Origin of the sequence: Kosakonia oryzendophytica (genome assembly GCF_900094925.1) — a bacterium.
Lineage (GTDB): Bacteria > Pseudomonadota > Gammaproteobacteria > Enterobacterales > Enterobacteriaceae > Kosakonia > Kosakonia oryzendophytica.
In genome coordinates this window covers 119,643-139,019 of the sequence record NZ_FMAY01000001.1, presented here as the reverse complement: position 1 = coordinate 139,019, position 19,377 = coordinate 119,643, and the positions used below count along the sequence as shown (strand labels likewise).

General features: G+C 58.9%; 22 protein-coding genes. 21 read left to right on the top strand and 1 reads right to left on the bottom strand.

What is annotated here, in order from left to right:
* The first annotated feature begins 59 nt into the window (after window positions 1-59).
* Genes GA0061071_RS00710 through cobT form a run of 20 tightly spaced genes read left to right on the top strand, consistent with a single transcriptional unit; the run spans window position 60 to window position 16,536 of the window.
* A complete protein-coding gene (locus GA0061071_RS00710; RefSeq protein ID WP_088238034.1) occupies window positions 60-1,439 on the top strand; it encodes a cobyrinic acid a,c-diamide synthase CobB in 1,380 nt (459 codons plus the stop codon).
* The gene (gene cbiB, locus GA0061071_RS00705; protein WP_088238033.1) at window positions 1,436-2,392 is read left to right on the top strand and encodes an adenosylcobinamide-phosphate synthase CbiB; all 957 of its coding nucleotides are present in this window, start codon (window positions 1,436-1,438) and stop codon (window positions 2,390-2,392) included. The genes GA0061071_RS00710 and cbiB overlap by 4 nt, the downstream gene beginning before the upstream one ends.
* An 11-nt stretch (window positions 2,393-2,403) precedes the next feature.
* Window positions 2,404-3,036, top strand: a complete 633-nt coding sequence (locus GA0061071_RS00700) for a cobalt-precorrin-8 methylmutase (RefSeq protein ID WP_061499863.1) — start codon at window positions 2,404-2,406, stop codon at window positions 3,034-3,036.
* Window positions 3,033-4,172, top strand: coding sequence for a cobalt-precorrin-5B (C(1))-methyltransferase CbiD (gene cbiD, locus GA0061071_RS00695; RefSeq protein WP_061494159.1), 1,140 nt, complete (start codon window positions 3,033-3,035; stop codon window positions 4,170-4,172). The genes GA0061071_RS00700 and cbiD overlap by 4 nt, the downstream gene beginning before the upstream one ends.
* The gene (gene cbiE / locus GA0061071_RS00690) at window positions 4,166-4,771 is read left to right on the top strand and encodes a precorrin-6y C5,15-methyltransferase (decarboxylating) subunit CbiE (protein ID WP_088238032.1); all 606 of its coding nucleotides are present in this window, start codon (window positions 4,166-4,168) and stop codon (window positions 4,769-4,771) included. The genes cbiD and cbiE overlap by 7 nt, the downstream gene beginning before the upstream one ends.
* Window positions 4,761-5,330: a decarboxylating cobalt-precorrin-6B (C(15))-methyltransferase gene (locus GA0061071_RS00685; protein ID WP_088238031.1), complete on the top strand. Its 570-nt coding sequence runs from the start codon at window positions 4,761-4,763 to the stop codon at window positions 5,328-5,330. Before cbiE ends, GA0061071_RS00685 begins: the two co-directional genes overlap by 11 nt.
* The gene (locus tag GA0061071_RS00680) at window positions 5,323-6,096 is read left to right on the top strand and encodes a cobalt-precorrin-4 methyltransferase (RefSeq protein ID WP_088238030.1); all 774 of its coding nucleotides are present in this window, start codon (window positions 5,323-5,325) and stop codon (window positions 6,094-6,096) included. The genes GA0061071_RS00685 and GA0061071_RS00680 overlap by 8 nt, the downstream gene beginning before the upstream one ends.
* A complete protein-coding gene (cbiG, locus tag GA0061071_RS00675) occupies window positions 6,077-7,132 on the top strand; it encodes a cobalt-precorrin 5A hydrolase (RefSeq protein ID WP_088238029.1) in 1,056 nt (351 codons plus the stop codon). The genes GA0061071_RS00680 and cbiG overlap by 20 nt, the downstream gene beginning before the upstream one ends.
* Window positions 7,132-7,857: a precorrin-3B C(17)-methyltransferase gene (locus tag GA0061071_RS00670; protein WP_061494167.1), complete on the top strand. Its 726-nt coding sequence runs from the start codon at window positions 7,132-7,134 to the stop codon at window positions 7,855-7,857. Before cbiG ends, GA0061071_RS00670 begins: the two co-directional genes overlap by 1 nt.
* Window positions 7,854-8,639 carry a cobalt-precorrin-6A reductase gene (locus GA0061071_RS00665; RefSeq protein ID WP_088238028.1) on the top strand — a complete coding sequence of 262 codons (786 nt, stop codon included), beginning with the start codon at window positions 7,854-7,856 and terminating at the stop codon, window positions 8,637-8,639. Before GA0061071_RS00670 ends, GA0061071_RS00665 begins: the two co-directional genes overlap by 4 nt.
* A gap of 10 nt (window positions 8,640-8,649) precedes the next feature.
* Window positions 8,650-9,444 carry a sirohydrochlorin cobaltochelatase gene (gene cbiK / locus GA0061071_RS00660; protein ID WP_061494171.1) on the top strand — a complete coding sequence of 265 codons (795 nt, stop codon included), beginning with the start codon at window positions 8,650-8,652 and terminating at the stop codon, window positions 9,442-9,444.
* Window positions 9,441-10,151, top strand: a complete 711-nt coding sequence (locus GA0061071_RS00655) for a cobalt-factor II C(20)-methyltransferase (RefSeq protein WP_088238027.1) — start codon at window positions 9,441-9,443, stop codon at window positions 10,149-10,151. Before cbiK ends, GA0061071_RS00655 begins: the two co-directional genes overlap by 4 nt.
* Window positions 10,148-10,882 (top strand): cobalt ECF transporter S component CbiM, encoded by a 735-nt coding sequence (gene cbiM / locus GA0061071_RS00650; RefSeq protein ID WP_088238026.1) that lies wholly within the window; start codon window positions 10,148-10,150, stop codon window positions 10,880-10,882. The genes GA0061071_RS00655 and cbiM overlap by 4 nt, the downstream gene beginning before the upstream one ends.
* Before the next feature lies 1 nt (window position 10,883).
* The gene (locus GA0061071_RS00645; RefSeq protein WP_061494176.1) at window positions 10,884-11,165 is read left to right on the top strand and encodes an energy-coupling factor ABC transporter substrate-binding protein; all 282 of its coding nucleotides are present in this window, start codon (window positions 10,884-10,886) and stop codon (window positions 11,163-11,165) included.
* Window positions 11,149-11,829 (top strand): energy-coupling factor ABC transporter transmembrane protein, encoded by a 681-nt coding sequence (locus GA0061071_RS00640; protein WP_088238234.1) that lies wholly within the window; start codon window positions 11,149-11,151, stop codon window positions 11,827-11,829. Before GA0061071_RS00645 ends, GA0061071_RS00640 begins: the two co-directional genes overlap by 17 nt.
* A gap of 9 nt (window positions 11,830-11,838) precedes the next feature.
* A complete protein-coding gene (locus GA0061071_RS00635) occupies window positions 11,839-12,654 on the top strand; it encodes an energy-coupling factor ABC transporter ATP-binding protein (RefSeq protein ID WP_088238025.1) in 816 nt (271 codons plus the stop codon).
* Entirely contained in the window at window positions 12,651-14,174 is a 1,524-nt protein-coding gene (locus GA0061071_RS00630; protein WP_088238024.1) for a cobyric acid synthase, read from the top strand. Before GA0061071_RS00635 ends, GA0061071_RS00630 begins: the two co-directional genes overlap by 4 nt.
* Entirely contained in the window at window positions 14,168-14,713 is a 546-nt protein-coding gene (gene cobU / locus GA0061071_RS00625; RefSeq protein WP_061494181.1) for a bifunctional adenosylcobinamide kinase/adenosylcobinamide-phosphate guanylyltransferase, read from the top strand. Before GA0061071_RS00630 ends, cobU begins: the two co-directional genes overlap by 7 nt.
* Window positions 14,710-15,450, top strand: coding sequence for an adenosylcobinamide-GDP ribazoletransferase (gene cobS / locus GA0061071_RS00620; RefSeq protein WP_088238023.1), 741 nt, complete (start codon window positions 14,710-14,712; stop codon window positions 15,448-15,450). Before cobU ends, cobS begins: the two co-directional genes overlap by 4 nt.
* A gap of 27 nt (window positions 15,451-15,477) precedes the next feature.
* On the top strand, window positions 15,478-16,536 hold the full coding sequence (cobT, locus tag GA0061071_RS00615) for a nicotinate-nucleotide--dimethylbenzimidazole phosphoribosyltransferase (protein ID WP_088238022.1): 1,059 nt from the start codon (window positions 15,478-15,480) through the stop codon (window positions 16,534-16,536).
* Window positions 16,537-16,539: 3 nt separating this feature from the next.
* Here the strand turns inward: cobT and GA0061071_RS00610 are convergent, their stop codons facing one another.
* A complete protein-coding gene (locus tag GA0061071_RS00610; protein WP_061494184.1) occupies window positions 16,540-16,851 on the bottom strand; it encodes an ArsR/SmtB family transcription factor in 312 nt (103 codons plus the stop codon).
* 237 nt (window positions 16,852-17,088) lie between these two features.
* On the opposite strand from GA0061071_RS00610, the gene fusA reads away from it, so the two are divergent.
* Window positions 17,089-19,191, top strand: a complete 2,103-nt coding sequence (gene fusA / locus GA0061071_RS00605; protein WP_061494185.1) for an elongation factor G — start codon at window positions 17,089-17,091, stop codon at window positions 19,189-19,191.
* Window positions 19,192-19,377 lie beyond the last annotated feature (186 nt).

Below are 19,377 nucleotides of genomic sequence, written 5' to 3'. Positions count from 1 at the left end.
CAGACTGGGCAGACGCGCGTCCTGACCCCACCTTTCCCACCCGCAACGGGGCTTCAGGAATGTCAGACAGGCGCAGCGCCTTTATCCTTGCCGGCACGGGCAGTGGCTGTGGGAAAACCACTGTCACGCTCGGGTTGCTCACCGTTTTGCAGCGCCTCGGCCTGCGCGTGCAGCCTTTTAAAGTCGGCCCGGACTATATTGACACCGCCTGGCACAGCGCCGTAACCGGCATTCCGTCCCGCAACCTCGACAGCTTTATGCTGCCGGAACCCACGCTTAATGCTCTGTTTACACAGCATTTGCTCGCCGCTGATATTGCCGTTATCGAAGGCGTAATGGGGCTCTACGATGGCTACGGCACTGACCCTCACTATTGCAGCAGCGCCGGACTGGCGAAACAGCTTGGCGTGCCGGTGATCCTGCTGGTAGACGGCAAATCGGTCTCCACATCAATTGCCGCCACGGTGATGGGCTTTTGCCATTTCGACCCGGAATTACCGATTGCCGGCGTGATTGTTAACCGTGTCAATAGCGACAGCCATTATCAGCTGCTTAAACAGGCCATCGAACATTTCTGCGCGGTGCCGGTGCTGGGGTATGTGCCGACCGTGCCGGGCGTGGCGCTGCCCGAACGCCATCTTGGGCTGGTCACTGCCCGTGAATCCATCGTGGATGCGCAGCCGTGGCGCGACTTTGCCGACCGACTGGCGCAGACCGTGGATATCCATCGGTTGCTCGCCCTGAGTGCCATTACCCGTCTGCCGGACGGCGATATACCTCCTCTGGAGCAGGAACAGGCCGGGGCCGGGTTGACGCTGGCGCTGGCGGACGACGACGCCTTCAACTTTTACTACCCGGATAACCTGCTGCTGCTGGAACGCGCTGGCGTTCGTATTGTGCGTTTCAGCCCACTGCATGACTGCACATTGCCCGCGTGCCAGATGGTGTGGCTGGGTGGGGGATATCCGGAGTTGCATGCGCGTGCATTGTCAGCCAATCAGCCGATGCGTGATGCCATTCGGGCCGCCCACCAGCGCGGCGTGGCAATCTACGCCGAATGTGGTGGCCTGATGTACCTCGGTACCACACTGTGTGATGCGGACGGCCACCACTGGCCGATGGCTGATGTCATCCCCGGTCATAGCGTAATGGGCACACGGCTGACGCGCTTTGGTTACTGTGAGGCCCGCGCCACGCAACAGACGCTACTCGCGGCATCGGGCGAGATCTTGAGGGGGCACGAATTCCATTACTCCGACTTTACTCCGCAGCATGCTGCCGTGCTGGATTGCTACAAAACCCGCGATGGTGAGGTAGTGAAACACTGGCAGGGGGGCTGGCAGGTGGGAAATACCTTCGCCAGCTATCTGCATCTGCATTTCGGGCAACGTCCGCAGATGCTCAACCACTGGTTTCAGGCAGCAAGGAGGGCCTTATGACGTTACTGGCATGGTGTGCGGCGTTTCTCCTCGATCGTCTGCTTGGCGATCCGCCGCACTGGCCGCACCCGATACGCTGGATTGGCGCGCTGATTACGCACATCCAGCGCGTGGTGCGGCGACGGTGTCACAGTGATACCGCATTGCGCGTTGGCGGTGGTGTGATGTGGTTGCTGGTCGTGGGCATCACCTGGGCGGTGAGCTGGGGCGTGCTGGCGTTGGCGACGACTATCCATCCTTGGTTTGGCTGGTGTGTGCAGGTGTGGATCATCTACACCACGCTGGCGACGCGCTGCCTGGCAGATATGGCGCGGGAGGTGGAAAACGCGCTGCGCCGTGGCTCGCTCAGCGACAGCCGCGAAAAATTGTCATGGATTGTCGGGCGCGACACGGCGCACCTGCAACCGCCGCAGATCACCCGCGCCGTGGTGGAGACCGTGGCGGAAAACACCGTAGATGGCGTGATTGCGCCGCTGTTCTTCTTACTGATCGGCGGCGCGCCGCTGGCCATGGCCTATAAAGCGGTGAATACGCTGGACTCGATGGTTGGCTACAAACATGAAAAATACCGTGCCATAGGCATGGTCAGCGCCCGGCTGGACGATGTGGCGAACTTCATTCCGGCACGGCTGAGCTGGTTACTGTTGAGCGCAGCGACCCTGTTATGCGGTCACCACGCCCGCAACGCATTTCGTATCGGTTTTCGCGATCGACGTCATCACAGCAGCCCTAACTGCGCGTGGCCGGAAGGTACCGTGGCCGGGGCGCTGGGTGTCCGTCTTGGCGGGCCGAATGACTACTTCGGCGAACGCGTCGAAAAACCCTGGATTGGTGATGAACACCGCGCCATTGAAGTGGATGACATTCCACGAACCATTGGCCTGATGTGGGTGGCCTCCACGCTGGCGCTGGCGTTGTTTGCGCTGACGCATTACCTACTGGCGGGAGCCTGAGGATGGAAAAAATGGATTACCTGCAGCAACCGCAGGCTATTGAAGCCAAAAGCTTTGTCATTATCGGCGAGATCATTCATGACACCCGTCCTGATTACCGTTTTGCCAGCCCGCTGCATGAAGCGGTGATCAAACGGGTCATTCACACCACCGCCGATTTCGAATGGCTGGATATTCTGCACTTCTCCCCGGATGCGCTGGACAGGTTGTGTACGGCGATTCAATGCGGTTGCTCCCTCTATACCGATACCACCATGGCACTCTCCGGCATCAATAAAACGCTGCTGGCGCAGTTTGGCAGCGAAGTGCGTTGTTATATCTCCGACCCCCGAGTGGTGCGCAGAGCCAAAGCGGACGGCATCACCCGTTCTATGGCGGCGGTGGATCTGGCCCTGGGTGACGCGGGGGAAAAAATCTTTGTCTTTGGCAATGCGCCCACCGCGCTGTTTCGTCTGCTCGAACATAAGGCACAGGTGAGTGGCGTCGTGGGCGTGCCGGTCGGTTTTGTGGGGGCGGAAGAGTCAAAAGAGGCGCTGGTGGAAAGCGGTTTACCGGCGATTGCCGCCCGTGGTCGCAAAGGGGGCAGCAACGTCGCCGCTGCCATTATCAATGCATTGCTCTACAGCCTGCGGGAGGCGCAATGAGTGAGCCAGCCTTTGACGACCCGGTGTGGCATAACGGCAAAGCGCTACGCAAAGGTTACACCACCGGCTCCTGCGCGACGGCGGCGGCAAAAGTCGCCGCACTGATGGTGCTGCGCCAACACATCATTCACCAGGTGTCGATTGTCACGCCCTCCGGCGTCACGCTGCGTCTCAACGTGGAATCGCCGCATATTGAGGGTCAACAGGCGATGGCCGCTATCCGCAAAGACGGAGGCGATGATGTGGACGCGACGCACGGCATGCTGATTTTTGCCCGCGTGACGGTAAACGACAGCGGCAACATTACGCTGCGCGGTGGCGAAGGCGTGGGTAGGGTAACCCGTAAAGGCATTGGCCTTGCGGTGGGCGAAGCGGCGATCAATCGCACGCCGCGGCAGACCATTGAGGCCGCTGTGCGTGAAGTGATTGGCCCGACGCGCGGCGCGGAGGTGGAAATTTTCGCCCCGGAAGGGGAAGCGCGGGCGAAGAAAACCTACAACGGGCGGCTTGGCATCCTTGGCGGTATTTCAATTATTGGCACCACTGGCATCGTGACGCCGATGTCGGAAGAGAGCTGGAAACGTTCGCTGTCGCTGGAACTGGAGCAAAAACGTGCGGGCGGGATGGAGCGGGTGATCCTCGTTCCTGGTAACCACGGCGAGCGTTTCGTTCGCGAACAACTGGGCGTCTCCGGCGAGCATGTTGTGACGATGAGTAACTTCGTGGGCTACATGATTGAAGAAGCGGTGCGCATGGGCTACCGGCAGATTGTTCTGGTGGGTCACCCTGGCAAGCTGGTGAAAATCGCCGCCGGTATCTTTCATACCCACAGCCATATTGCCGATGCGCGTATGGAAACCCTGGTCGCGCACCTGGCGTTGCTTGGTGCGCCGCACGCGTTGCTGCTGGCGGTCAGCGACTGCGATACCACCGAAGCAGCGATGGAGCACATCGACGCCGCCGGGTTTAACCATCTCTACGACCATCTTGCGCGGCGGATTTGCCAGCGTATTGAGCAGATGCTGCGCTTTACGCAAACCCCACCGCAGTGCGACGCCATTTTATTCTCTTTTGAAAACAAAATACTGGGCGCTAACCGCTCGCCAGAGGCGATTGCCCGGGAGCTGCAATGCTGACAGTAGCCGGTATGGGGCCGGGCCATCTTGCCCTGATGACGCCGCAGGCGTTAGAGGCCGTGGCGCAGGCGGATGTGCTGGTCGGTGGCAAGCGCCATCTGGCGCAATTTCCGACATTTGGCGGAGAAGTGCGTGCGCTGGATAGCGATATCCCCGCGCTGCTTGCCTGGCTGGAGCAACAGACAGCGCGACGGGTGGTGGTGCTGGCCTCCGGCGATCCGCTGTTTTACGGCATCGGTACCCGGCTGGTCGCGCACTTTGGCATTGCGCAGTTACAGATTATCCCCGGCATCAGCGCCGCGCAGTACCTTTGCTCGCGCACCGGGATCGACATGAACGACATCTGGCTGACCAGCAGCCACGGGCGTGAGGTGGATTTTGATCGGCTTGCCCGCGAACCCAAAGTGGCGATGGTCACCGACGCGCGCTGTGGTCCGAAAGTCATTGCCGATGCGCTTATCGCCCGTGGTGCCGCCGATCGTTGGCTGGTGATTGGCGAAAATCTTGGCATGGACAACGAACGTATCCAGTGGTTACGGCCAGCGGATGTTCACGCGCAATACGAGATGAATGTGGTGGTGATCCTCAATGAAAGATGAGCTGTTTATTCGCGGTGAAAAGGTGCCGATGACCAAAGAGGCGGTGCGTGCGCTGGCGCTGTCAAAGCTGGATCTACAACAGGCGCGCCACCTGATCGATATAGGCGCGGGAACCGGCAGCGTCAGTATTGAAGCGGCGCTCACTCATCCACAGTTGCGGGTGACCGCCATTGAGCGCAGCCCGGCAGCGCTTGGGCTGCTGGAAGAGAACTGCCTGCATTTTGGCTGCCGCAACATTGCCATTGTTTCCGGAGTCGCACCGTTGTTTGTTGAACAACCGGCAGACGCCGTGTTTATGGGCGGCAGCGGCGGCAACCTGACGCAACTGATTGACTGGTCGCTGGCGCAACTGAATCCCGGAGGCCGACTGGTGATGACCTTTATCCTGCAGGAAAACCTCAACACTGCACTGTCGCACCTTGCCGCCCGCCATGTAGCCGCACTGGAGTGCCAGCAGATCCAGGTCTCCCGGCTCACCGGGCTTGGCAGTGGTCACTACTTCAAACCGAATAATCCCGTTTATTTGATTTCCTGCGAAAAGGAGAAACACCATGGCTGAGACCGTGGAGGCGCATACCGTCTGGTTTGTTGGCGCGGGGCCGGGCGATAAGGAACTGATTACGCTCAAAGGCTACCGGTTGTTGCAACAGGCGCAGGTGGTGATTTACGCCGGGTCGTTGATCAACACCGAACTGCTGGACTATTGCCCGGCGGATGCCGAGTGCTATGACAGCGCTGAACTGCACCTTGAGCAGATTATCGATCTGATGGAAGCCGGGGTTAAAGCCGGAAAAGTGGTGGTGCGGCTGCAAACCGGCGATGTTTCGCTGTATGGCTCAGTGCGCGAGCAGGGCGAAGTGTTAACCCGCCGTGGTATCCGCTGGCAGGTGGTCCCGGGCGTCAGTGCGTTTTTGGGCGCGGCGGCGGAATTGGGGGTGGAGTACACCGTGCCGGAGGTGTCGCAGAGCCTGATCATCACCCGCCTGGAAGGGCGTACGCCGGTGCCGCCACGCGAACAGCTGGAGTCGTTCGCCACTCATCAGACCTCCATGGCGATTTACCTCTCCGTACAACGCATTCACCGCGTGGCGGAGCGATTGATCGAAGGTGGCTATCCACACACTACGCCTGTCGCCGTTATTTACAAAGCGACATGGCCGGAGAGCCAGACCGTACGCGGCACGCTGGCCGACATCGGCGACAAGGTACGCGAGTCCGGGATCCGCAAAACCGCGTTGATCCTCGTGGGCGCGTTTCTGGGGGAGGAGTATCACTACTCCCGGCTCTATGCGGCGGACTTTAGCCATGAATACCGTAAAGCCTGAATCCATTGCGCTGTTTTGCCTGACGCCCGGCGGTATGGCGCTGGCTGAGCGCCTGAAACCGGCGCTGCCGATGACCTGCTTTACCAGTGAGAAGCTGCAAAGGGAGGGGTTTGCGCCCTTTGAAGGCGGTTTCGCACAGACCTTGCGTGAGGCGTTCAGCCACTCTTCGGCGGTGATTTTTATTGGCGCGACGGGCATCGCCGTGCGCGTTATCGCGCCGCTGGTCAATGACAAATTTTTTGATCCGGCGGTGATCGTGATTGATGAGCGCGGGCAGCATGTGATCAGCCTGCTTTCCGGGCACTACGGCGGGGCCAATGCGCTGGCGCGCTATCTGGCCGGGGTGCTGGACGCCGATCCGGTGATCACCACCGCCACAGATGTTAACGAACTGGCGGCGCTGGATATGCTGGCAAGCCAGCTTGACGCGCGGATGGATGGCTTCCGCCCGGCGGTAAAGACCATCAACCACATGCTGGTGAGTGGTAAACGCATCGGCCTGTGGTGCGACGCACCAATGCGCGAAGACGTTGCAGGCTGTGATACGCGTGGCTTTATTACGGTGGCGGATCTGGACGCGTTACCGGAGCTGGATGCATTGGTCTGTGTGACGACGCAGGCTGAGTTACCTGCGCTTTCACTACCGGTCTACAAGCTGGTGCCCAGGCGCGTGGTGGCGGGCATTGGCTGTCGGCGGGATACGCCGTTTGCGCTGTTGTCGTTGTTGTTGCAGCGGCAACTGCATGCACACGCTTTCGATCCGCTGGCGCTACGCGCGGTGGGAAGCATCACGCTTAAACAAGATGAGCAAGGGCTGGTGCAGCTTGCGCAAAGCCTGCATGTGCCGTTTGAAGTGTTCAGCGCTGACATGCTGCGTCAGCACGAACACCATTTTCCCGCCTCCGAATTTGTGCGGCAAACCGCCGGTGTCGGGAGCGTTTCCGGCCCGGCAGCCTGGCTGATGAGTCAGGGGCAACTGGTGGGCGAGACCCTGCGCGAGCAGGGCGTGACTATTACTTTGGGAGTTTCACACTGATGTTAACGGTAATCGGGATTGGCCCTGGCTCACAGGCAATGATGACCATGGAAGCGGTCGAAGCGTTGCAAGCGGCGGACATCGTTGTTGGTTATAAAACCTACACCCATCTGGTGAAAGCCTTTACCGGTGATAAACAGGTGATCAAAACCGGCATGTGCAAAGAGATCGAACGCTGCCAGGCGGCGATTGAACTGGCGCAGGCCGGGCATAACGTGGCGCTGATCAGCAGCGGCGACGCCGGGATATACGGTATGGCCGGGCTGGTGCTGGAGCTGGTCGGCAAACAACAACGGGATGTGGACGTCCGTCTGGTACCGGGTATGACCGCCAGTATCGCTGCCGCCGCATTGCTTGGCGCACCGTTGATGCATGACTTCTGCCATATCAGTCTCAGCGATTTGATGACGCCATGGTCAGTGATTGAAAAGCGTATCGTTGCTGCCGGTGAAGCGGACTTTGTGATCTGTTTCTACAACCCGCGCAGCCGGGGCCGTGAAGGCCACCTGGCACGCGCGTTTGACCTGTTGGCGGCCAGTAAACACGCAGATACCCCGGTTGGTGTGGTGAAATCCGCCGGGCGGAAAAAAGAGGAGAAGTGGCTGACTACGCTGGGCACGATGGACTTTGAACCTGTTGATATGACCAGCCTGGTGATCGTCGGCAACCGCGCCACCTATGTGCAAAACGGGCTGATGATCACCCCGCGAGGCTACAGCCTGTGAAGGCGGGCGACGTGCTGGTGATTGGCGGAACCAGCGATGCGCGGCAGATTTGCCAGCAACTGGACGCGGCGGGTGTGGAGTACACGCTGTCGGTGGCGACGCCAGCCGGGCAACAACTGGCGGGGAATATTCGCGGTCAGGTGCGTTGCGGCCGCATGGAACCGAGCGAGATGGTGGACTGGTTGCAACAAAATCGCACCCGCTGGGTGATTGATGCCTCTCACCCTTACGCTGATGTGGTAAGCCGCAATATTGCCCATGCCTGTGAACAGGCGCAGGTGTTGTTAAGCCGCTACCAGCGTCCGGAGCAGGTGCCGGATTTAACGCATCCGTTGTTGTTTTATGTTGCCTCGCTGGAAGACGCCTGTGAGAAAGCCCGTGAGCTGGGCGAGCGCATTTTGCTCACCACCGGCAGTAAAGATCTGGCGCGCTGGCGCGAGGGATTACCGGGCAAAACGCTGCTGGCGCGGGTGTTGCCGGTGCCGGACGTGGTGGCGCATTGTGCGGCGCAGGGCTTTGGCGTGGGCGATATTTTTGCGCTCTGCGGTCCGTTCAGCGCGGAGTTTAACGCCGCCTTTTACCGCCAGTACCGGGTCGAAGTGATGATCACCAAAGCCTCCGGTGCAGAAGGGGGGTACCTGGAAAAAATAGAGCCTGCACTTGCAGCCGGCATTCCGTGCATTGTTATTACCCGTCCGCAGACAGTCGTGGTGGGCGAAGAGAGACTGGACAGTCAGGACGCATTTTCACGGCGGTTGCGACGCTGGCTGGCGACACAGTGAGGAGAACAGAATGAAAAAAGCACTTTTAGTGGTGAGCTTTGGCACCAGTTATCACGACACGTGTGAGAAAAATATTGTTGCCTGTGAGCGTGAGCTGGCGGCCAGTTGCCCGGAGCGCACGCTGTTTCGTGCGTTCACCTCCGGCATGATCATCCGCAAACTGAAACAGCGCGACAACCTGCATATCGATACCCCATTGCAGGCGCTGCAAAAACTCGCTGACGCGGGCTACCAGGATGTGGCGATCCAGTCATTGCACATCATTAACGGTGATGAGTACGAAAAAATTGTCCGCGAAGTGCAGAGCCTGCGCCCGCTGTTTCAACGGCTGGTGATTGGCGCGCCGCTGCTCAGCAGTCATGACGATTATCTGCATCTGATGCAGGCACTATCCCGCCAGATGCCACAGGTTGGCCCGAATGAGCGAGTGGTGTTTATGGGCCATGGTGCCAGTCATCACGCGTTTTCCGCGTACGCCTGTCTCGACCATATGATGGCCGCTCATCGTTTTCCTGCGCGGGTTGGCGCGGTGGAGAGTTACCCGGAGATCGATCTGCTGATTGATGGGTTGCGCCATGAAGGGGTCAACGCCGTCCACCTGATGCCGCTGATGCTGGTGGCAGGCGATCACGCGATTAACGATATGGCGTCTGACGATGACGACTCCTGGAAAACGCAGTTTGAACGGGTTGGTATTGCCGCCACACCGTGGTTGCAAGGCTTGGGGGAAAACGCCGATGTGCGGGCGATGTTTGTCCGCCATCTGCAACAGGCGCTGGCGCAGACGCTGGAGGCCGCAGCATGAGCGGCAAACTTTACGCCCTGAGCACCGGTCCTGGCGCGGCGGATCTGATCACCGTGCGCGGCGCGCGTATCCTCGGTAACCTGGATGTGCTCTATGCCCCTGCCGGGCGCAAAGGGGGAGACAGCCTGGCACTCTCCATTGTGCGGGAATACCTGGGCGAACAGACTGACGTGCGCTGTTGCCATTTCCCAATGAGCGCCGACAGCGCGGAAAAAGAAGCCGTGTGGAATGAGGTTGCCGCCGCGCTGGACGCGGAAGTGCAGGCCGGTAAGCAGGTCGGTTTTATTACCCTTGGCGATGCGATGTTATTCAGCACCTGGGTGTTTTTGTTGCAACGCCTGCAACACCCGGAACACGTGGAGATCGTCCCTGGCGTGACATCGTTTGCCGCCATTGCCGCGCGCACACAGACGCCGCTGGCCATGGAGCAGCAGTCGCTGGCGGTTCTCTCCTGCACCGCGCCGGAGAGTGATATCCGGCAGGCGTTACAGCAGCACGACAGCCTGGTGCTGATGAAAGTGTATGGCCGTTTTGCCCGCATCAAAACGTTGCTGCATGAGGCGGGCTTGCTCAACTGCGCCCTGATGATGTCGGAAGCCACGCTACCGGGAGAGCAATCTTGGCGGCATCTGTGTGAGGTTAGCGACGATCAGCCGCTACCCTATTTTTCGACTATCCTGGTCAATAAACAGTGGGTGAGGGTATGAAAGTGCACCAACTGAAACCGTTGTCCTTCAGTGGCCTCGCCGCCGCCATGTTGCTGATGGTGGTGCCGCAGGAGGCGTTTGCCATGCACATCATGGAAGGTTTCCTGCCGCCAATGTGGGCGCTGGCCTGGTGGCTGTTATTCCTGCCCTGCCTGTGGTACGGACTGGTGCGCTTGCGCCGCATTGTCGCGGATGACACCAACCAGAAAGTGCTGCTGGCGCTGTGTGGCGCGTTTATTTTTGTCTTGTCGGCGCTGAAAATTCCCTCGGTGACCGGCAGTTGTTCCCATCCAACTGGCGTGGGGCTGGCGGTGATTCTGTTTGGTCCGGGCGTGGTGGCGGTCCTTGGTGCGATTGTGCTGCTGTTTCAGGCACTCTTGCTGGCGCACGGCGGATTAACCACGCTTGGCGCTAACGGCATGTCGATGGCAGTGATTGGTCCGGTGGCGGGCTACCTGGTGTGGAAACTGGCTTGCCGTGCGGGATTCCGCCGTGATGTGGCGGTGTTTCTCTGTGCCATGCTCGCCGATCTGGTGACCTATTTCGTGACATCGGTGCAACTGGGTGTCGCCTTTCCGGATCCGTTGCACGGGATGACCGGATCGGTGGTGAAATTTATGGGCATCTTCTGCCTGACGCAAATCCCCATTGCCATTGCTGAAGGGCTGCTGACCGTGATGATCGACGATCAGCTTACCCGGCGACAGCTTATTACCTCACAGGAGGAGTAAGATGAAAAAGACCCTGATTTTACTGGCGATGGTGATTGCTCTGGTGATCATGCCTTTCTTTATCGACCATGGCGGCGAATACGGTGGTTCCGATGGGCAAGCGGAAAGCCAGATCCAGGCGGTTGCGCCGCATTACCAGCCGTGGTTCCAGCCGCTGTATAAACCGGCAAGCGGCGAGATCGAAAGCCTGCTGTTTACGTTGCAAGGCTCGATTGGCGCAGCGGTGATTTTCTACATTCTCGGTTATATGAAAGGCAGACAGCGTGATAGCGAACGGTCTTGATCGGCTCTGCTACCAGAGCCGTTGGGCTACGCTCGCGCCGGAGCGCAAGTTCTTCTGCTGGCTATTGATGATGGCGCTGGCGTTTTCTCTGCCGCCACTCGGACAGGGGATTTTGCTGGTTTTTATCGCGGCGTTCACCTGTTGGCTGCTGCGCATGTCGCTGTGGCGCTGGCTGCGCTGGATGGCAATTCCGCTGGGATTTTTACTGGTGGGCATCGTAACGATCCTGTTCAGTGTGACCCGAGAACCGCTGCATTTACTGTTCGGCGTGCAACTGGGTCACGTCTGGCTTGGTGTGCTGCCGGAAGGGCTGGCGGCAGCGAACGCCACGCTGTGGCGTAGTCTGGCGGCGCTGTCGGCGACCTTCTGGCTGGTGCTGAATCTGCCGTTTCCGCAGTTGATTCTGTTGCTGAAGCGCGCGCACGTGCCGCGCCTGTTGACGGAACAGATCCTGCTCATTTGGCGCTTTATCTTTATCCTGCTGGAGGAAGCGGCGGCGATTCACCGGGCGCAGACGCTGCGTTTTGGTTACCGCACCTTGCCCCAGGGGTACCGCTCGCTGGCGATGCTGGTCAGCCTGTTATTTACCCGCGTGCTGCTGCGCTACAAAGCGCTGGCGACCACGCTGGATATCAAACTTTATCAGGGTGATTTTCACCTGTGAGGATCTGGCATGCTGGCCACCGATAACCTGTGGTTCCGTTACCAGGATGAACCCATACTGAAAGGGCTCAGCCTCGACTTTTCCCGCCAGCCGGTAACCGGGCTGGTCGGTGCGAACGGCTGCGGCAAATCCACGCTGTTTATGAACCTGAGCGGCATTTTACGCCCGCAACAGGGGACGGTGCAGTGGCAGGGGAAACCGCTGGATTACAGTAAACGCGCACTGCTGGCGCTGCGCCAGCAGGTCACGACCGTATTTCAGGATCCCGATCAGCAAATTTTCTATACCGATATTGATAGCGATATTGCCTTTAGTTTGCGCAATATCGGCGTGCCGGAAGCCGAGATCGCCCGCCGCGTAGAGGATGCGTTGACACTGGTGGATGCACAGTCGTTTCGTCATCAGCCTATTCAGTGCCTGAGCCACGGGCAAAAAAAACGCGTGGCTATCGCAGGCGCGTTGGTGTTGCAGGCAAAATACCTGCTGCTGGATGAACCTACTGCCGGGCTCGACCCCGCCGGGCGTACGCAGATGCTGACCCTTATCCGGCGCATTGTTGCGCAAGGAAATCATGTGGTGATTTCCAGTCATGACATTGATTTAATCTATGAAATCTGCGACGCCGTGTACGTGCTACGACGCGGCGAGTTGCTGACGCACGGTGCGCCAGGCGAGGTGTTTGCCCGCCGGGCGCTGATAGAAGAAGCCGGGCTGACGCAGCCGTGGTTGGTTAAATTGCACAGCGAGTTGGGGTTTCCGCTGTGCAAAAGCGAAGATGAATTTTATGCCCGTATGCGGGCGATGCCGGTGAAGGAGGCGTCATGACGCAGGCTATTATGCTGCAAGGAACCGCTTCGGATGTGGGCAAAAGCGTGCTGGTCGCCGGGCTGTGCCGTATTTTTCATCAGGACGGACTCAGGATCGCGCCGTTTAAGTCGCAAAATATGGCGCTCAACTCGGGGATTACGCCGGATGGCCAGGAGATGGGACGTGCGCAGATATTTCAGGCCGAGGCCGCAGGTATCCTCCCCGATGTGCGAATGAACCCGGTGCTGCTTAAACCCACCAGCGACCGCAAGGCGCAGGTGGTGTTGATGGGCAAAGTCGCGACCGATATGGACGCGGTGAGCTACCACGACTATAAACCGTGTCTGCGCCAGCAGATTATCGATGTTTATCACAGCCTGGCACAGGAGTATGACGCGCTGGTACTGGAAGGAGCGGGTAGCCCGGCGGAGATCAACCTGCGCGACCGGGATATCGTCAATATGGGGATGGCGGAGATGGCCGGTTGCGCGGTTATCCTGGTGGCAGATATCGACCGGGGCGGCGTGTTTGCCGCGATTTACGGTACGCTGGCGCTGTTGCAGGAGCATGAGCGCTGGCGGGTCAAAGGGGTAATTATCAATAAATTTCGCGGCGATGTGGCGCTGCTTACCCCCGGCATTAAACAGATTGAAGCACTGACCGGCGTGCCGGTGATCGGCGTGATGCCGTGGTTGGACGTCGACCTGGAAGATGAGGATGGCGTGGCGTTGCAGCGTGGTAAATATCTGCGCACCGGTGAGCGGGCGTTAGAGATTGCAGTGGTGCAGTTGCCACACATTTCTAACTTTACCGATTTTAACGCGCTGGCGGCCCAGCCGGATGTGCGCGTGCAGTATGTGCGCACCCCGGAAGCGCTGCACAGCGCCGATGCAGTGATTCTGCCGGGCAGTAAAAACACCCTTAGCGATTTAACCTGGCTTCGTGAGTGCGGGCTGGCAAAAGCGGTGCTGGATGCGCATCATACGGGCGTACCGGTGATCGGCGTTTGCGGCGGTTATCAGATGCTTGGTGAGATGATCATTGACGAGGTGGAGTCCGGGCTGGGGACATTGCCAGGTCTGGGGCTGCTGGATACCGTCACCCGTTTTGCCCGTGACAAAACCACAACGCTTGTCGACGCGACCTTGCAGGAGACGTTGCCTGGCTGGATGGCGGGCTGCGCCGGGCTTGGCTTGCGTGGTTACGAAATCCATCTGGGAGAAACCACATTGCACAGTGGGTGCCGTCCGGCATTGTGGCTGCACAAAGCGGGGCAGCGCGTGGCGGATGGCGCAGTCAGCGACGATGGGCAGGTGTTCGGCACTTACCTGCACGGTTTGTTTGACAGCGATGCCTTTACCCGCGCGTTCATCAACGGCCTGCGTCAGCGTAAAAGCATGCCACCGCTGGATGCTGCCGTCAGTTATGCGCAGTATAAAGCGCAGCAGTTCGATCTGCTGGCCAGTGCCATGCGTGAGCATGTGGATATTGAACGCATTTATCAGATTATGCAGCAACATCAGGAGCCAGTATGTTAACCCTTGTTACCGGCGGTGCGCGCAGCGGCAAAAGCCGCCATGCCGAGTCGCTGGTCGCCAGCGCCGACGGGGTGTTGTATATCGCTACCTCGCACATTTTCGATGAGGAGATGGCGGCGCGCATTCAGCATCACCGGGACAGTCGCCCGGCGCACTGGCGCACTGAAGAGCGATGGCAACAGCTCGCTGAAATTATTACCCCTGACAATGCCCCCAATGAAGCGGTGTTGCTGGAGTGCATCACGACGCTGGTGACCAATCTACTGTTTGCTTATGGCGGCGCCGACGATCCCGATAGCTGGGATTACACGACGCTGGAAGCACAGGTGCAGCAAGAGATTGATATGCTGATTGCCGCCTGTGCGGCCTGCCCGTCGCCGGTGGTGCTGGTGACCAATGAAGTGGGGATGGGCATCGTGCCGGAAAACCGTCTGGCACGTCACTTTCGTGACATCGCTGGCCGCGTGAATCAGCGGTTGGCGCAGGCGGCGGATCATGTCTGGTTAGTGGTGTCCGGTATTGGAGTCAAAATCAAATGATGAAGCTTTTTTTCGCTACGCTGTCGTTTATCAGCCGCATACCCGTGCCCGCGCGCTGTGTGCAGGGGCTGGATGTAGCGGATTATGTGCGTGGCATTGTGACTTTTCCGCTGGTCGGGCTGCTGCTGGGCGCGCTCAGCGGCATCGTGCTGGTGGTGCTACAACCCTGGTGCGGTGGGCCGCTGGCGGCGCTGTTCTGTGTGCTGGCACTGGCGTTGCTGACGGGCGGTTTTCACCTTGATGGTCTGGCGGATACCTGCGATGGCGTGTTTTCCGCCCGCCGACGTGAGCGGATGCTGGAGATCATGCGCGACAGCCGCCTTGGTACCCACGGTGGTCTGGCGCTGGTGTTTGTGGTGGTGGCGAAGATCCTGACCCTCAGCGAGTTGCAACTGCGCGACACCAGCATGATTGCCGCGCTGGCTGCCGCCTGTGCGGTGGGGCGCGGTGGAGCGGTATTACTGATGTTCGGCCATCGCTATGCCCGCGATGAGGGGCTGGGGAATCTGTTTATTGGCAAGGTGTCCGGTCGGGATACGCTGGTCACTCTGGTGATAACGGCGTTGGCGGTGGTCGGTTTGTTAGGGACAAAAGGGGAGATCGCGTTGGCGGCAACCCTGCTGGCTATCTTCGTGCTCGGTCAGATGCTGAAACGTACGCTGGGTGGGCAGACCGGCGACACACTGGGCGCGGCTATCGAGCTTGGCGAACTGGTATTCCTTCTGGCGCTGTTATAAACAGCCCGCAACATAATGAGAAACACTATGCAGACATTGACCGCATTCCTGGCAGCGATTCCCACCCCCGATCACATAGCTATGGCACACGCGCAGCAGCATCTTGATGGTTTACTGAAACCCGTTGGCAGCCTGGGGCGGCTGGAAGCGCTGTCGGTTCAACTGGCGGGAATGCCTGGACTGAAGGGCACCCTACAGGTAGGGGAAAAAGCGATTGTGGTGATGTGCGCGGATCATGGCGTATGGCACGAAGGCGTGGCGGTCTCCCCGCGCGAGGTCACCGCTATTCAGGCGGCGAATATGACCCAGGCAACCACCGGTGTGTGTGTGCTGGCGGCGCAGGCTGGGGCAAAAGTGCATGTGCTGGATGTCGGTATCGACGCTGATCCCATCCCCGGTGTGGTGAATATGAAGGTGGCGCGCGGCAGCGGCAATATTGCGGCTGGCCCGGCGATGAGCGCGCAGCAGGCAGAAGAACTGCTGCTGGAAACCGTCCGCTATACCCGTGAACTGGCGAAGCAGGGGGTAAACCTGTTCGGCGTTGGGGAACTGGGGATGGCGAACACCACGCCAGCGGCGGCGATTGTTAGCGTACTGACCGGCGAAGCGCCTGAATCGGTGGTGGGTATCGGCGCAAATCTACCGGAATCACAGCTGGGTCATAAAGCGGCGGTTGTGCGTAAAGCGATCGCGGTTAACCAACCGGATCCTGACGATGGCCTTGCAGTACTGGCTAAAGTCGGGGGGTATGATCTGTTGGGTATGTGCGGGGTGATCCTTGGCGCGGCGTCCTGTGGGCTGCCGGTGGTGCTGGACGGTTTTCTCTCCTATGCTTCGGCGCTGGCGGCGTGCCGCATTGCGCCGCAGATCAAGCCTTATCTCATTCCGTCGCATCTTTCCGCCGAAAAAGGCGCGCGCATTGCGCTTGAGCACTTAGGACTGGAACCGTATCTCAATATGGGAATGCGTTTAGGTGAGGGCAGCGGTGCGGCGCTGGCGATGCAACTGGTGGATGCCGCCTGCGCCATTTACAACAACATGGGCACACTGGCGGGCAGCAACATTGTGCTGCCGGAAACGAAATAACGCTTACTCTTCGCGTTGCATTACCTGCAACAGCGTATCCAACAAGCCGGGAAAACAGATATCCAGGTCTTCCCGGCGCAGCGAAATCATATTTTCCCTACCTTGTGGCCGTTGCCAGACCACGCCGCTGTCGCGCAATACACGCCAGTGATGGGTCATGGTGGACTTCGCCACGTCCTGCGGGCGCAGTGCATTGCAACTGAGTTCGCTGCCGTCGGCAAGTCGCCTGATAATGGCCAGTCGCAGAGGGTTGCCAAGGGCAAAGAGCACATTTTCGAGGCGAAATTGCTCACGTTCAGGGTGGTTAGCGATCATAATCTTCCTGTGTCGGCGGTAGCGCTGCTGGTTTCAGCAGCGGCCCGTATCGGCGGCTGGCCGGTACTATACGCAAACTGCGTTGTTTAAGCCACGTCGTCAATTGCAGCTCAACCAATCGTTAGAATAGCAAAAATAGTTCGAATATACTCGTACAGTTGTACTATGATAAGTGCCGTGAATGAATAGCGGCCAATTCCGGCCGCGAACGAACAGTCAAAAGACTAAGGACGCATCATGCCCCGACCCATTCCTCTCGAACGTTATCGCAACATCGGTATCTCCGCGCATATCGATGCCGGTAAAACAACCACCACTGAGCGCATCCTGTTTTACACCGGGATGAGCCACAAACTGGGTGAAGTACACGATGGCGCGGCAACGACTGACTGGATGGCGCAGGAGCAAGAGCGTGGGATAACCATTACCTCTGCGGCGGTAAGCTGCTTCTGGCCAGGTATGGATCGTGGCTTTGAGCCGCACCGCATCAATATTATCGACACCCCAGGGCATGTGGATTTCACCATTGAAGTGGAACGCTCCATGCGTGTGCTCGATGGCGCAGTGATGGTGTATGACTCCGTTGGTGGCGTGCAGCCACAGTCGGAAACCGTGTGGCGTCAGGCCAACAAATATCACGTACCGCGGCTGGCGTTTGTTAACAAGATGGACCGCCCCGGCGCGGATTTCTTCCGCGTGGTGCAGATGATGATCGATCGCCTGAAAGCTAACCCGGTGCCGATTGTTATTCCGATTGGCGCAGAAGAGCATTTCACCGGTGTGGTGGATTTAATCAAGATGCGCGAAATCATCTGGGATGACGCCACACAAGGCATGACCTTTAGCTATGGCCCGGTGCCGGAGGCATTACTGGCGACCGCGCAGGAGTGGCGGGAAAAAATGGTCTCAGCGGCAGCGGAAGCCAGTGAAGCGTTGATGGATAAATATCTGGAAACCGGTTCGCTGGACGAAGCTGACATTATCGCCGGGCTGCGTGCACGCACCGTTGCTGGGGAGATCCAGCCGATGCTGTGTGGCAGCGCCTTTAAAAACAAAGGTGTGCAGCGCATGCTTGATGCGGTGGTGGAACTGATGCCGTCGCCGCTGGATATTCCGGCCATTCAGGGCGTGGATGAAAAAGGTCAGCCTGCTGAGCGTCATCCCAGCGATGAAGAGCCATTCTCTGCGCTGGCGTTCAAACTGATGACCGACCCGTATGTTGGCCAGTTGACCTTTATTCGCGTCTATTCCGGCGTGCTGAAAAAAGGCGACGCGGTTTACAACCCGGTCAAAGGCAAAAAAGAGCGCATCGGGCGTATCGTGCAGATGCATGCTAACGATCGCCACGAAGTGGATGAACTGCGCGCGGGAGATATTGCCGCCTGCGTAGGTCTCAAAGATGTCACCACCGGTGACACGTTAAGCGATCCGGATGCGGTGATCACCCTGGAGCGCATGGAGTTTCCGGAGCCGGTGATTTCGCTGGCGATTGAGCCGAAAACCAAAGCGGATCAGGAAAAAATGGGGATCGCGCTGCAACGGCTGGCGTCTGAAGACCCCTCCTTCCGCCTGCACACGGATGAGGAGTCCGGGCAGACGATCATTTCCGGGATGGGTGAGTTGCACCTGGAAATCATCGTCGATCGTATGAAACGCGAGTTTGGCGTGGAAGCGAACATCGGTCGTCCGCAGGTCACTTACCGTGAAACCCTGCGTAAAACGGTGAAAGACATTGAAGGTAAGTTTGTGCGCCAGTCTGGCGGTAAAGGGCAGTACGGCCATGTCGTGTTGACCCTCGAGCCGCTGGAGCCGGGCAGCGGCTTTGTCTTCGAAGACGCCACCAAAGGCGGTGTGGTGCCGCGCGAGTATATTCCTTCAGTGGAAAAAGGCTTGCGTGAAGCCATGGGCACCGGCGTGCTGGCGGGGTATCCGGTGGTGGATGTGAAAGCGACTCTGACGTTTGGCTCGTATCACGATGTCGACTCCTCGGAAATGGCCTTCCGCATGGCGGCGATCTTTGGTTTCAAAGAGGGCGCACGCAAAGCGGACCCGGCGATCCTCGAGCCGGTGATGCATGTTGAAGTGGAAACGCCGGAAGAGTACGCCGGTAACATTATGGGCGACCTCTCTTCCCGTCGCGGTATGGTGCAGGGGATGGAAGAGCGCTTCGGCAGCCAGATTATCCGCGCCGATGTGCCGCTGGCCGAAATGTTTGGCTACTCCACCACGCTGCGCTCCATGTCGCAGGGGCGTGCAACCTACAGCATGGAGTTCCACCATTACGCGGAAGCGCCGCGCAACGTGGCGGACGACATTATCGCCAGCCGCGCCAAAGCCTGACGTTAAACTGCAAAAACGCAAACCCCGCTCCGGCGGGGTTTTTTACTGTGAACGCTCTCTTTCGGATTGAACTGTCGGCGATCGTGCATGACGTTTTGGTGCCCGGGAGGGTAACGCCCTGTAAAAAGGGAGAAAAAGCATAAACCGGGCTATGATATAAAAAATATCTGCTGGCCCTGAGGGAAG